At 50.4% G+C, this 13,922-nt stretch carries 11 protein-coding genes, 1 tRNA gene and 2 pseudogenes; 11 read left to right on the plus strand and 3 right to left on the minus strand.

The genetic code is table 11. The annotated features are described in order from the left end of the window. Window positions 1-9 precede the first annotated feature (9 nt). A pseudogene (locus ACFPVS_RS13770) lies at window positions 10-289 on the plus strand (integrase core domain-containing protein); the annotation flags it as partial. Continuing rightward, a pseudogene (locus ACFPVS_RS12785) lies at window positions 222-360 on the plus strand (lipoprotein signal peptidase); the annotation flags it as partial. The pseudogenes ACFPVS_RS13770 and ACFPVS_RS12785, both read left to right, overlap by 68 nt. Before the next feature lie 55 nt (window positions 361-415). On the opposite strand, the gene ACFPVS_RS12790 reads toward ACFPVS_RS12785, so the two are convergent. After that, window positions 416-2,536: an AsmA family protein gene (locus ACFPVS_RS12790; RefSeq protein WP_378595830.1), complete on the minus strand. Its 2,121-nt coding sequence runs from the start codon at window positions 2,534-2,536 to the stop codon at window positions 416-418. 157 nt (window positions 2,537-2,693) lie between these two features. Here ACFPVS_RS12790 and ACFPVS_RS12795 point away from each other — a divergent pair, with 157 nt between their 5' ends. After that, on the plus strand, window positions 2,694-3,566 hold the full coding sequence (locus ACFPVS_RS12795) for a chorismate mutase (protein WP_096295647.1): 873 nt from the start codon (window positions 2,694-2,696) through the stop codon (window positions 3,564-3,566). Window positions 3,567-3,727: 161 nt separating this feature from the next. Here the strand turns inward: ACFPVS_RS12795 and ACFPVS_RS12800 are convergent, their stop codons facing one another. Continuing rightward, window positions 3,728-4,576, minus strand: a complete 849-nt coding sequence (locus ACFPVS_RS12800) for a c-type cytochrome (protein WP_096295646.1) — start codon at window positions 4,574-4,576, stop codon at window positions 3,728-3,730. A gap of 284 nt (window positions 4,577-4,860) precedes the next feature. On the opposite strand from ACFPVS_RS12800, the gene ACFPVS_RS12805 reads away from it, so the two are divergent. Next, window positions 4,861-4,936 (plus strand) — tRNA-Arg (locus ACFPVS_RS12805). A 78-nt stretch (window positions 4,937-5,014) separates the two neighbouring features. Here ACFPVS_RS12805 and ACFPVS_RS12810 read toward each other — a convergent pair. Then, window positions 5,015-6,208, minus strand: coding sequence for an amino acid aminotransferase (locus ACFPVS_RS12810; RefSeq protein WP_096295645.1), 1,194 nt, complete (start codon window positions 6,206-6,208; stop codon window positions 5,015-5,017). A 176-nt stretch (window positions 6,209-6,384) separates the two neighbouring features. Here ACFPVS_RS12810 and folP point away from each other — a divergent pair, with 176 nt between their 5' ends. The 7 genes from folP to ACFPVS_RS12845 all read left to right on the plus strand — a co-directional run bounded on the left by folP (window position 6,385) and on the right by ACFPVS_RS12845 (window position 13,745). Next, on the plus strand, window positions 6,385-7,230 hold the full coding sequence (folP, locus tag ACFPVS_RS12815) for a dihydropteroate synthase (protein ID WP_378595831.1): 846 nt from the start codon (window positions 6,385-6,387) through the stop codon (window positions 7,228-7,230). Window positions 7,231-7,384: 154 nt separating this feature from the next. Continuing rightward, entirely contained in the window at window positions 7,385-8,725 is a 1,341-nt protein-coding gene (gene glmM, locus ACFPVS_RS12820) for a phosphoglucosamine mutase (protein ID WP_096295644.1), read from the plus strand. A 222-nt stretch (window positions 8,726-8,947) separates the two neighbouring features. Next, the gene (locus ACFPVS_RS12825; protein ID WP_096295643.1) at window positions 8,948-9,640 is read left to right on the plus strand and encodes a DedA family protein; all 693 of its coding nucleotides are present in this window, start codon (window positions 8,948-8,950) and stop codon (window positions 9,638-9,640) included. A gap of 162 nt (window positions 9,641-9,802) precedes the next feature. Continuing rightward, window positions 9,803-10,102, plus strand: coding sequence for an EF-hand domain-containing protein (locus tag ACFPVS_RS12830; protein WP_096295642.1), 300 nt, complete (start codon window positions 9,803-9,805; stop codon window positions 10,100-10,102). A gap of 95 nt (window positions 10,103-10,197) precedes the next feature. Further along, window positions 10,198-11,202, plus strand: coding sequence for an asparaginase (locus ACFPVS_RS12835; protein WP_123804051.1), 1,005 nt, complete (start codon window positions 10,198-10,200; stop codon window positions 11,200-11,202). A 44-nt stretch (window positions 11,203-11,246) separates the two neighbouring features. Continuing rightward, on the plus strand, window positions 11,247-12,020 hold the full coding sequence (locus tag ACFPVS_RS12840; protein ID WP_378595832.1) for a TatD family hydrolase: 774 nt from the start codon (window positions 11,247-11,249) through the stop codon (window positions 12,018-12,020). A 684-nt stretch (window positions 12,021-12,704) separates the two neighbouring features. After that, on the plus strand, window positions 12,705-13,745 hold the full coding sequence (locus ACFPVS_RS12845; RefSeq protein ID WP_378595833.1) for a YeiH family protein: 1,041 nt from the start codon (window positions 12,705-12,707) through the stop codon (window positions 13,743-13,745). The last annotated feature ends 177 nt before the right edge of the window (window positions 13,746-13,922 follow it).

The following is a 13,922-nucleotide window of genomic DNA, read 5'->3' on the forward strand; positions in this document are numbered from 1 at the left end:
ATCGGTTAAAAGTTTGCCCGTATTGCCCGACCGCAGACGAACGGTAAAGCGGAACGGGTGATCCGTACCTTAATGGAAATGTGGCATGATAAGTTTGTGTTTAAAGATTCGGAAGACCGGCAAAAGGAGTTGTGCCGTTTTGTGAATTTTTATAATACGGTTAAGCCGCATAAGGGTTTGAAAGGTTGATACGCCTTTTAAGGTTTTACAGGCTGAGACCTTTGCAAAACCGCCATCTGCGGCACATTTCTGCGTTGAGCGCTGCTCGCTCGCTTGCCTATCTATCTGACTATGTCTGCACTCGCTGCGCTACGCCTTGAACTGCATCCACATCTGGCGGTTTTGCAAAGGTTTCAGGCTTATTTTTCCCAACTTGTATGTAAACAACGCGGCTATTTCTTATCTCAGTGTATCTTTATTTGCGCTTTGGCATCAACCAATTCCATTGTTCGCGGAACGTATCTTCCAAAGCTTTTTGTTTTTCTTGCGGCGTTTCCAAACCATCGGTTAATTGCGCGTAATCCAAGGTAATCGAAGGGTTATGCACAGATCCTTTGATTTTTAACGGTACGGGCCGCGAATCGGGATTGCGGGCATTGTAGATGAGCAGTTCTTCCGACAATTCCTGCGTTTCCAAATTGGTGAAACCGCTGCTGATGACGCGCACGCTGTCGGATAATAATTCGGTGTTAATATGGCGGCTCACGCCTTTTTCAATCACGCTGTGCAGCGAAAAGTGGTGAAAAGGCGTTTGCAGGTTGTTTTCCGTATCTTTTTTGATATTACCGCTTTGCAGAATATTGTTCATGTCGAGGCCGTGCCATGCGCCGTTTGAAACATTCAGGCTGAGCGTGCCATCTAAAAGCTGTAATAAGCTGCGGCGGTCTTGGCCTTTGGATGTCAGATCAATCACCGCATCGCCGGTGCCGCTGAAGCTGTGGAAGCCGAATAAATCCTGTAATAAAGGACGGATTTGCACGCCTCGCGCGTTTTGTTGCAAGTGGTAAGAAGTCGGTACGGTATTGGCCATGCTGATGCCCCCCTCAGTTTGACCGCCGTATAGACCGGCTTTGAAATTGGTGAAGGCGATGTGTTGGCGGTTGGCTGAAATCAATGTTTCGATATTATCCAACTTTAAACCTGGAAAATTCATGTTGTTGATTTTAACTTGCGCTTCGATGTTGGGCAGACTGTCGTCGTTGAGAAATTCGGGATAAATATTGCCCGATTGCGCTTCTAAATCTTCCCAGTAGGGCGACAGAGAGAGCTTTTGCAACGCAAGTCCGGCTTCAAACAGAGGCACTTCGCCGGCTTCATTGCTATATTTGAAGCTGAGCGCAGCGGGTTGGCGGTCGAAATAGCCGTTGAATTTGCCTTGCCAATGACGTAAATCAGTCATGCTGAAGCTACCGTCGAGCAAGCTGATGTAGCGTGGGCGTGGCGCACGGTTAACCGTATCCTGTAGGGTCGTAATGTGGAGGGCATCTGATTTTAAGCCGTCGGTTTTTTGCCAAACCAAAGGCCCGGAAACGGAAAGATTGGTTTGCCATTGCGCGGTGCGGTGGTTGGCGTTGAGTTTGAAGCTTTCCAATAAAGCTTTGCCGTCGAGCAGCTTGCCTTTATCCAATTTTAACGAGCCGCTCCATTGTTCGGCTTCGCTGCCGGCGGTGAATGCGCTGTTGAATGTGTCCACAAACACATGGTCGGTATTGAAGGTCAAGCGCGGCACTTGCGCGGTCAGGTGGAAATCGTGGTAAGAGCTGTCGGCACGCAGAGCAAGGTTATCCGCCTGCAAAGAGCTTTGTTTCGGCAGCCAGGTAAGCGCGCTATCGGCGACGACTTTAATGGTTTCATCGTTCAGACGGCCTTCTCCAGTCAAGTGGAATGTGGGGATTTTCCAGCCGTTGGGTGCGGTTTCCAGTAAGCCGGAACCTTGCCAGGAAACGGGGATTGTGCTGTGATTGAAATTACCGCTGACGCTGAATTCACGCGTGCCTGAGTCGGGTGCTTTGGTATTGAGGCCGAATTGTTCAATCAGGTATTCGCCGTTAATCAGGCGCAAACGCAAGGAGCTGTTTTCAATAATCAGTCGGTTAAGATTGGCGTTACGGCTTTGCTGTTGCCAAATGTCCTGCAAGCTCCATTTGCCGTCTTGTGTACGCTGCAAGGTGGCATCGGCGCCGGAAACCACCCATTTTTCGATGACCGGACCATCCGTCCATAAGCTTTGCCAAGCCAGCCCGATCTTCATTTCTCTGATATGAATGGCGGTATCGGTGCTGCGCGGTCGGCTGATGATGAGGTTTTTTAGGGTAATGGTTGGGCGCGGAAACAGATTGCGCGTGATGCTTTTATCGAAGCGGATACTGCGTTCGGTTCGTCCCAAGCTTTCTTGGGCAAACTGGTGAATGCGATCGGCGCTGAGAAAATGGTAAACCGATGCATATAGGCTGACGAACATCAAAAATGATGCCAGCAGGCTGAAAAAAACAATTTTCAACCAGAATTTTCCTGAGTTCAGCAAGCGGTTCAACATAGAAAAAGGGAAACATACAATTAGGTATGTAGTATAGCACAAGGGTTATGCGGTTAATGTAAAGCAGTATGATGAGCGGTAGTGGAACTTATTCGATTAGGCCGTCTGAAAGGTCGAATTATGTTAATATCAGATTCTCAATAGCAGGGAGCACAAAATGATTATTGTGATGCAGAAGCAGGCTTCGGTTGAGGCGGTGGCGCGTGTCATTGAATGCATCCGCAGCCGCGGTTTGCAGGAACATGTTTCCCAGGGCGAGGAACGCACGATTATCGGCGCGGTCGGCGATGAACGCGTGTTTCATCCGAATGAATTGGAGCGTCTGCCGGAAGTAGAACGGGCGATTCGGGTGTTGAACGATTGGAAAATCATCAGTCGTGAAGCGCAGCTGCAAGACAGCCGGATTAGCGTTCGCGGGGTGGTGTTCGGCGGCGAAAAAATGTTGGATATTGCGCTAGGGTTTAAAGCGGATGCCGATGCAGTGTTTATTGATCCGTTTTTTATGTCAGCCAGGCCGTATGCAGATGTGGACAACAGCAGCGAAAAAGCACAAATCATTGCTATGCAGCAGGAAATTGAGCACATTCATGAATCAGGTAAGCCGGTATTGGTGCGGATTCGTGATGTGCGCCAAATCAAATCAGCTTTGGCCGCACAAGCGGATATTTTGTATTTGGGCGGCGAATTGATGAGTAATCGTGCTTTACAAGATGAAGTAGGCCGTCTGAATACGCCGCTGGTACTGTGTAAAGACAAGCATCACCGTGTTGATGATTGGCTGGTAGCTGCCGAACACATTGCCTTGCGTGGTAATCATCATATTATCTTGGGTGAGGCGGGTACGTTGAGTTTTGAGCCCGAGCACACCTACCGATTGGATGTCGATGCGATTGTTCGCGTGCGCAAAGTGACCCATCTTCCGGTAATTGCCAATATTACCGGCTTGTGGCACAGCGATATGCCGCAAGAAGTGTTATACCGTTTGTCAGTGGCATCGGGTGCCAATGGCGTGGTGAGCAGCTTAGACTGATTTTTTAGTATGGATAAGATAAAGGCCGTCTGAAAAATATGTTTTCAGACGGCCTTTTTATCATGTTTTAAAAAAACTCGCAATTAACTCAAATGAAGTTGCGAAAATATAAAAATGCACCGTGTAAACGGTGCATTTTTATACTCAAATTCATGACAGAATTATTTAATCATGTAATCCACAGCAGCTTTGATTTCGTCGTCGGTCAATGAAGGATTACCACCTTTAGCGGGCATCATGCCTTTTTTGCCGGTAAAGCCTTCAATCGAGTGTTTGTACAAGGTTTCTTTACCTTGGGCCAGACGTTCTTTCCAGTCAGCAGCATCACCGACTTTAGGGGCACCGGCTACGCCTGAAGCGTGGCAGGCCATGCACAAACCGTCATAAACAGCTTTACCGTCAATACCGGCAGTGGCTGGTGCAACGGCTTCAGCGGCAGGGACGGCTTCTGCAGGTGCAGCAGTAGCGGCTCCACCTTCGACTGGTGCGGCACCTGAAGCAGCAGCTTCGGCAGGAGCGGTGGCAGCGGCTTCATCAGGGTTAGGGAAAGAGCCGCCTGATTTGTTGGCCATAAATACGATCACGCGTTTTAACTCTTGGTCGGTCAAGTCAGCTGCACCACCTTTGGCGGGCATAGCGTTGAAACCGTTAAGCGCGTGGTTGAACAGGGTGTCGAAACCTTGTGCAATACGCGGTGCCCATTCGGCGTTGTTTTCTAATTTAGGCGAATTCGGCACGTTGCTGTCAGATGCGTGACATTGAATACAGATTTTATTGAAGATAGCTTCGCCTTGGCGTTCCCCTACTGGGATGCCGTCGCCTAAAACAATTTGGCCGGTCGGCTGAATACGGGTTTGTGTAGCTGATTCGGTAGTTTGGTCGACATCGCTGAATGATGCGCTGCCTGCCAGTTTAATCAAGAAAAATACGGTCGCGAGCAAAATAACGATACCGCTCACAAGGGTGAACAATGCTGAGCCTTGGGCTTTGCTGTTACTGAGTTGTTTCATTTGGTAGGCCTCGCCGTTGGGTTAGGTTGTGCTATAAGGTTATATTTGATTTGTTAAACGGAATTAACAATATTTTGCTGGATTATACTGAATTCACAGGTGCTTTCCAATCTATATGCTCGAAATTCTGCAAAAAACTTTAAAAATAAAAATTTTATCCGAGTTAAGGGTTTGTAATATATAAATATTCTAAAGATCGGATTGTGTTGCCGTGTGTAACCTTTCATTCACTTGGCACATTAATTTTGCCAAATGCCCGAATTTAAGCTAATCTTACGTTTTATGTACCCGTAGCTCAGTTGGAAGAGCATCAGTTTCCGAAGCTGAAGGTCGCTGGTTCGATCCCAGTCGGGTGCGCCAAAAAGGTTATTATGTAAGAGGCCGTCTGAAAAGAGAAGTTTTTTCAGACGGCCTTTTGATTTACTTCAAATTACCGCCTTATTTCAATACTCCGGCAAAGGCATCGGCCACATATTCGACGTTGCTCGGATTCAATCCCGCCACACACATGCGGCCGGAAGCCAAGAGATACACGCCGAATTCTTCGCGCAAACGGGTAACCTGCGCTTCAGTCAAGCCGGTGTAGCTGAACATGCCGCGCTGCTTGATGAAGTAGCTGAAATCCTTATCCGGAATTTTTGCGCTCAACACCTCATACAAACGCTGACGCATGGCACGGATGCGGTCGCGCATGCCGTATACTTCGCTTTGCCACAGTGCAAACCATTCCGGCGTGTTCATCACATCGGCGGCGATATAGGCACCGTGGGCGGCAGGGCTGGAATAGATGCGGCGCACGGTGAATTTCAATTGGCCGAATACCAATTCCGCTTCTTCCTGCGTCGGGCAAACTACGCTCAGACCACCAACGCGTTCGCCGTAAAGCGATAAATTTTTCGAAAATGAATTGCTCACAAACAGCGGCAGGCTCATGTCGGCAGCTTTGCGGATGGCGTAGGCATCACTGTCCAAATCTTCGCCGAAGCCTTGATAGGCAATGTCCATAAACGCAATCAAACCACGCGCCTGAATCACATCCAACACTTTATCCCATTGCGCTTCGGTCATGTCCACGCCGGTCGGGTTTTGGCAGCACGGATGCAGAATCAGCACGCTGTTTGGCGGCAGCGTTTCAAAAAACGCCACCATTTCATCGAATTTCACGCCGATGGTGGCCGGGTCGTAATACGGATAAGTGCCGACTTCAAAGCCTGCGCCTTCAAAAATGCTTTTGTGGTTTTCCCAAGTCGGGCCGCTGACATAGGCTTTCGCCTCGGGAAACCAGCGGTGGATAAAATCAGCACCGATTTTCAATGCGCCCGAGCCCCCCAAGGTTTGGATGGTGGCGATGCGCTTTTCTTTTACGGCAGCATGGTCTTTACCGAACAACAAATGCTGCACCGCTTCACGATACGCAGCCAAGCCTTCCATCGGCAGGTAAGGGCTGGTGCGCGGTTTGGCCGCACGTTTCACTTCTGCTTGGCGCACCGATTGCAACACCGGCATTTTGCCTTCATCGTCAAAATAAATGCCGATACTTAAATTGACTTTTCCCGGCCGGGCATCGTTGTTATACACTTCGACCAGACTCAGAATCGGGTCGCCGGGGTAGAATTCGACATGCTGGTACATGATGTTTCCTTTGAGTCACTCAAGAAAATAAGGGGGATAGGTTTTGATGAATCGGATTTTGGCATAAACCAAGATTGTTGACAATTCTATTAACAGGCCGTCTGAATATTTAACCCTTTCAGACGGCCTGTTATAATGCCGTGTTTATGTGTAGCCGTTTGAGATAAGGAAGATTCATGACGCAAACCATCTGGCAGGCAGGTCGTTTCAAGATTGATTTGGCCGAGCCGAAAATCATGGGGATTGTCAACCTCACGCCGGATTCGTTTTCAGACGGCGGCACTTATTCGCAAAATGTTCAGACGGCCTTACGGTATGCCGAGCAGTTGTTGAAAGACGGGGCGGATATTCTTGATGTCGGCGGCGAATCGACGCGGCCCGGGGCAGATTTTGTTCCGCCCGAAAAAGAGTGGCAGCGGGTGCAGCCGGTGTTGGCGGAAATCGGCAAATGGAATGTGCCGGTGAGTTTGGACACGCGCCGCGCTGTGGTGATGCAACAGGCGTTGGCGCAAGGCGGTGCGGACATCATCAATGATGTGGCTGCGTTGACTGATGAAGGCGCGGTGGAGGTGTTGGCGCGTTATCCCGATATCGGTATTTGCCTGATGCACATGCAGGGCTTGCCGGAAAACATGCAGGATAATCCGCAGTATCAAGATGTGGCCGGCGAAGTGGCGCGTTATTTGAATGAACGCGTGGCGGAGTGCGCACAAGCCGGAATTGCCGCCGAACGCATCACGCTCGATCCGGGTTTCGGTTTCGGCAAAACCTTGCAGCACAATATCGCTTTGTTACGCCATTTGCCCGAACTGATGCAGGCGACCGGTTTGCCGATGTTGATTGGTGTGTCGCGCAAACGCATGATTGGTGAATTGACCGGTGAAAACACGCCGTCTGAACGCGTTCACGGCAGCGTGGCGGCGGCGTTGGCGTCGGTGGCGCGCGGTGCGCAAATTATCCGTGTGCATGATGTGAAGGCCACTTGCGATGCGCTGAAAGTGTGGCAGGCACTGGGCGTTTAAGCGATGGATCAATATCTTGAGGCCGTCTGAAATATAAGGGTCATGAAACTATACCTTTCAGACGGCATCTAATCGCGTTAGGCAGATTTCGCCTGTTGGGTCATCTATACTCTTTTATAATTTTTTCTTACTTTTGAATAACGGAGCAACCTCCATGGCAAAAAAATATTTTGGTACCGACGGTGTGCGCGGTGAAGTGGGGCAATTTCCGATTACCCCTGAATTTGTGTTGAAACTGGGCTATGCCGCCGGTCAGGTGCTGGTGCAGCATGATGCCGAGCAAAAACCGACCGTGTTAATCGGTAAAGACACGCGTATTTCCGGCTATATGCTGGAAGCGGCGCTGATTGCCGGCTTCACCGCGGCCGGTGTCAACGTGATTCAAACCGGCCCGCTGCCGACCCCGGGCGTAGCTTATCTGACCCGCGCTTTGCGTTTGTCGGCCGGTGTGATGATTTCCGCATCGCACAATGTCTATTCCGACAACGGTATCAAATTCTTTGCCGAAGGCGGCGTGAAGCTTTCTGATGAAATTGAGCTGGAAATCGAAGCCAAAATCGATCAGGAAATGAAAACCCTGCCATCCGACAAACTCGGTCGCGCGCGCCGCATTAATGGCGCCGATGACCGCTACATCGAATTTTGTAAATCGACTTTCCCGGCCAGCTTGGATTTGCGCGGCCTGAAATTGGTGGTCGATACCGCCAACGGCGCGGGCTACGATGTGGCGCCGAAAGTGTTCCATGAATTGGGTGCCAAGGTGATTTCTATTGGTGCCGAACCGAATGGTTACAACATCAATGAAAAATGCGGAGCCACCCACACTAAAACCCTGCAAGCCGCGGTATTGCAAAATGAAGCCGACTACGGCATTGCCTTGGATGGCGATGGCGACCGTCTGATGATGGTCGATAAAAACGGAAAAGTGTACGACGGCGACAACTTGATTTACGTCATCGCCAAAGCCCGCGCGCGCGAAGGCATTGAAATCGGCGGCGTGGTCGGTACCGTGATGACCAACATGGCCATGGAAATTGCTTTGAACGAACAGGGCGTGAACTTCTGCCGTGCCAAAGTCGGCGACCGCTATGTGTTGGAACAATTACACCAACGCGGCTGGCTGATAGGCGGCGAGGCCAGCGGCCATATTTTGTGCATGGACAAACACAACACCGGCGACGGTTTGATTTCGGCCTTGCAGGTATTGGCCGCATTGCGCATTTTGGGTCAGGATTTGGCTACCGTGTGCGCCGATTGGCAGCCGTTTCCACAAACCATGATTAACGTGCGCATCCAAAAAGGGCAAAACTGGCAGGAAGCGTCAAAAGATGTATTAGCCGAAGTGGAAAAAGAGCTGGAAGGCAAAGGCCGCGTGGTATTGCGCGCTTCAGGTACCGAGCCTGTGGTGCGTGTGATGGTGGAAGCCAAGCAAGCCGATTGGGCGAAAAAAGGTGCCGAGCGCATCGCTGAAGCAATTCAGGGGGCGAAAAAATAATTCCATTGTAATCAATAGTGAAAGGCGGCTGACCCGGGCCGCCTTTTGTTGCGTTCGGTTAATTTAATGAATATTTGATGAAATCGGCTTGTTATGCTTTCAGACGGCCTTATCTATTGGTAGAATAGCGATAATCAAAAGGCGGTTATACCGCATTCAAATATCAGGCCGTCTGAAACGGTCTGCCAGAATAACTACTTCACTGATGAGAACTACCTGCCGATGTTTGCGTTTTTGGAAGCCTTTTTCGTTGAATACGGTTATGCCGCCGTCTTTTTGGTGCTGCTGGCATGCGGTTTCGGTGTGCCTGTTCCTGAAGACGTAACCTTAGTTACCGGCGGCGTGATTTCCGGTTTGGGCTATACCAATGTGCACGTCATGGTCGTGGTGGGTATGTTGGGCGTGTTGGTGGGCGATGGCTGTATGTTTGCCGCCGGCCGCATTTGGGGGCACAAAATCCTGCAATTCAAACCGATTGCCCGCGTGATGACTCCGAAACGCTATGCACAGGTGCAGGAAAAATTCGATAAATACGGCAACTGGGTATTGTTTGTAGCCCGTTTCCTGCCGGGTCTGCGCACACCGATTTACATTACCGCCGGCATCAGCCGCAAAGTTTCATATATGCGCTTTTTGATGATGGACGGTCTGGCCGCCCTGATTTCCGTGCCGGTGTGGGTGTATTTGGGCGATTATGGTGCCAATAATATCGATTGGTTGATGGCGAAGGTACACAGCTTCCAATCCGGTTTGTTTGTGATAATCGGTATCGGTGCTGCCGTGTTGCTTTGGTTTTGGTGGCGCAAACGCCAGCGCATCCGTTTCTATCACGAAAAATTGGCGGAATTGCGCCGCAAGCGCAAAGCTGCGGCGGCTGCAAAAGCCAGTGCCAAGGCCAAAAAAGCCGATATTTGACTCTTTGTGAAACTTTATTCATTCAAAAGCATCTGACGTTCAGATGCTTTTTTTACGGCCGTACATCGGCACAACCTGCCATTGAAACACATTGATTCATAGGCAAAGGCGGCTGTGCCATGATGTTCGTTACGAATCATAGAGAACAATGGGAGTGGATCAATGAAATGGATGTTAACGGCTTTGCTGTTGGCTGCGGTAATCCCCGCGCAAGCATGCGAACCTGATTTGGCGGCGAAGTTATTTATCGGTGCCAACGACAAAAACAGCGACGGCGTGCTGACAGCCAGCGAATGGGCAAATGTCGATACCGCCGGTTTGATTTTGAATTTTGAAGCAGGTGATGCCGGTGCGTTCAAACAGCTCGACCGCAACCGAAACGGCAAAATCGAAGTGGGCGAACTGATTCACGCCGTGCGCTTTGAAACCAGCCCATGCGAAGGCTGGCCCTGGCAGAAATAATCGGAATTTGAACCGCACTCACAAATATCGTTACAATAGGCCGCCTGAAGGCGTGTAAACTGCTTTCAGACGGCCTTTATTTTCGAGTAAAACCCATGACACAAAAAATCTTCGTTCTCTATACCGGCGGCACCATCGGCATGCGCAGCGGTAGCGACGGCCTGCGCCCCGATACCGATTTGGTTGGCAAAGCCCTGCAACCGTTTTCAGACGGCCTTCGGTTCGACTGGCATGTATGCGAACCTTTAATCGATTCATCAGCGGTCAGCCTGAGCCATTGGCGCGACTGGCTGGCATTGCTAGTCGAAAAAATGCCGCAATACGACGGCATCCTGATTCTGCACGGCACCGACACCATGGCCTACACCGCCAATCTGTTGGCGCTTGCTTTACAAGGTTTGGATAAGCCGGTGATACTGACCGGTTCGCAATGGCCGTATGACGCGTCCGACAGCGATGCGCCGCTGAACTTGGCGACCGCCGTTGCCGCGTTTGAACTGGCCTTGCCGCAAGTGCTGATTGCGTTTAACGGCAAGCTCTATCCCGCGATCGGCAGCAGCAAAGTCAGCACCGAAACCGCCGCCGGATTCGGCAACCCACATTTCGGCGCACTCGCGCAATGGCAGCAATCGGGCGGTTGGCAATGGCTGGCAAGGCCGTCTGAAAACCGCAGACAACCCGTTTCAGACGGCTTAGATATTCTATCGCTCGATATTCAAGCCAAAGTGATTGCCCAAACGCTGATTCCCGGTTTCAGCACGCAATATTTTTCAGACAGCCTGTTGCATACCGACGCGCAAGCTGTGGTGTTGCAAAGCTACGGTCACGGCAATGCGCCAAGCGAGGCCGCGTTCATTAAAGCGGTAGAAAGCTTTACCCAAGGCGGTGGCTTGTTGCTCAACATCAGCCAAGTGCCGCAAGGGTGCGCCGCTGCGGTGTATGCCCAAGGCAGCGCATTGCGGCAAGCCGGTGTGGTAAACGGCGGCAAGTGCAATTTGGAAACTGCCGCCGCGCTGCTGACCTTGGCGGTATCGAATCGGTGGAACGCCGAGACTGTGCAACAAAAATTACACGCGCTCGGCTTGATTGAGACCGTCTGAAACGGCTTCTCAGCGCAAATGAAATCTTTTCAGACGGCCTAACCATGCATTTTACCGACAGCCATTGCCACCTTGCCGATCCTGCCTTGCGTGACCGTTTGCCCGACATTTTGGTACAAGCGGCCGGGCAGGGCGTGATGCGCTTTATCGTGCCTGCTACACAGCGCAGCGATTGGGCGGATGTGGTACGCTTATTGGCAATGAACACGCCGTCTGAACAGTGCGTACATATTGCTTTGGGCATTCATCCGTGGTTTGTTGAAGCTGCCACCCCCCGGGATTTTGCCGGACTCGAACGCTTATTGCTGCAATATCCGCAAGCATGGGTGGGCGAAACCGGTTTGGATTTTCTGGTAAATAGGCCGTCTGAAAGGCAAAAGCAGCGGCAAATCGACGCCTTTTGCCGACATCTGGCGTTAGCGCAAAAGCTGGCAAGACCGGTGATTGTGCACAACGTCAAAGCCACAGCCGCGATTGCCGATGCGGTGCAGCAAACCGGTTTTACCCAAGGCGGCATTGCACATGCATTTTCCGGCAGCGTGGAAGAAGCACAGATTTTACTGCGTTGTGGTTTTAAAATCGGTATCCGCTCGCTTCTGTTGAATCCGAAGGCGAAAAAAGTGCGTCAAGTTGTACGGTATCTGGATTTGGACGATATGGTTTTGGAAACCGACAGCCCGTTTATGCTGTGTGACGGGGTTAATACGCCGGAAAACGTACGGCGGATTGCCGAAATTGTAGCGGATTTGCGTGCCGCCGATTTGGCGGAAATTGCCTTTAAAACGGAAAAAACTGTGGAAAAAATACTTAAACCGTAAGTAATATGTCGGGAATTTTACTTGATAATTGGAAAAACCGACTTCTCGGATTGGCATGTTCCCTGTGGAGATAAAATTGCTTTCACGGCCGGAGCGGAGTAAAGGCAAATGCGTTCGCGATGCGGCAGGAAGTATCGGCATACGGTTTTTTGAAGCGCAATGTTATATACCGTTGTTTTCCCCGATAGACCAGGCAATGGTTATTGCCGGTAATCCCTGAAAAAGTGCCGTACGACGCATTTATACCGTTGCCGCCGCAGCCGCGGTATATTTTGAGGAAAGTGGATTTTAACCGCTTCCGCACCGGCCAAGGACACATGTTGCAGAACGGCAGATCACATTAACTGAACCGGGAACGTTGGGAACCGGACAAAACGACATTTACGCAAGTTTGACGGCATTATTCCCAAAGAGCATTTTGATCTGTATTTGAAGGAGTGCGAACGCGTCGTTTTGACAACAGTGAAACAGATATCAAATTTCCATTTTAAAACAATTGGTAAATAATGATATATCCTGGTTATCTAGGATAGCGCCTTATTTTTTATTAAAATAACTGTTCTGTGATTTTTGGATTTTCAGAAAATCAGTATCTTTCGGTACTTTTAACATTCTTAAAAATCTTAAAATGAGCTTTTAACTGAAAAACGAAAAGTGTAAACAACGCTAGGATCTTTGAAGGAAATGAAAGAAAAATGCAAATATTATGGTGTGGTTGCCGTTCAGATGATTCCGGTTGCTGTGGCGGCATGGATATGTATGCGGTTGGCCCGACTGCCGGAACTGTCGGATTCCGGTATCGGCCCGCTGACAGTGGCGATCATTGCCGGAATCGCGGCAGGCAACATCATCCCCCCACAGTATGTTATGAAACTGTTTGAAGGTGTGCAGTTTGGCAAAACCAAGCTGCTGCGTTTGGGTATCGTTCTTTACGGTTTCAGAATCACATTGTCGCAGTTGGCGTATGCCGGTTGGCCGGCGTTGCTGACGGATGTCTTCGTCGTGGGCAGTACTTTCTGGCTGGCGATGGTAATAGGCCGGCGTTTCAAACTGGACAGCCATACGGCGGCATTGGTCGGCGCGGGTAGTGCCATTTGCGGTGCGGCGGCGGTGCTTGCGGCGCAGCCGGTGCTGAAAGCCAAGGAGCATGCCGTCAGTGTGGCGGTTGCTACGGTGGTGGTGTTCGGAACGGTTGCCATGTTTCTGTATCCTTTGCTGGCAGGGTTACTGTTTTCCGGCGGAATACCGGATGCCGGACAATTCGCTTGGGGAGTTTTTACCGGCGGCACAATCCATGAGGTGGCGCAGGTGGCGGCGGCCGGATCGGCCGTCAACCAGACTGTGGCCGATGTGGCGGTGATTACAAAAATGATTCGGGTGATATTACTCGCCCCGTTTTTGCTGCTTCTGCCGTGGATTATGAGGTATTTCGACAGCATGCCCGCGGAGGAAGGCGGCATAGTTATTCCGTGGTTTGCCTTCGGGTTTCTCGCTGTAGCGGGCGTAAACAGCTTCTTGAAGTTGCCGCCGAAGATTCACGATACAATCCTTAATCTGGATATGTTTTTGCTGACAGCCGCCATGTTTGCCCTCGGTCTGACGACGCGTTGGCAGAGTATCCGCCAGGCAGGCGTAAAACCCTTGTTGACGGCAGGCATACTAATGCTGTGGCTGATGGCGGGCGGCGGGCTGATTTCTTATGCTGCCTGCTGCCTGCTCGGATAACTGCATCTGTTTGAAATGTCATCTGCTATCCCGTCAAAAATTGCCGATTAGTGGAGTTTTTTTGGGGGATGGCATTACAGTTTGGGGCTGTACTAGACAACTAGAATAAATTCTGCTTTACTAATTGTTTTAAAATAGAACAAGAGACTTTATCTCACTGTGGTTAAAACGCCATTC

Source organism: Neisseria weixii, from assembly GCF_042658245.1.
GTDB classification, from domain to species: domain Bacteria; phylum Pseudomonadota; class Gammaproteobacteria; order Burkholderiales; family Neisseriaceae; genus Neisseria; species Neisseria weixii.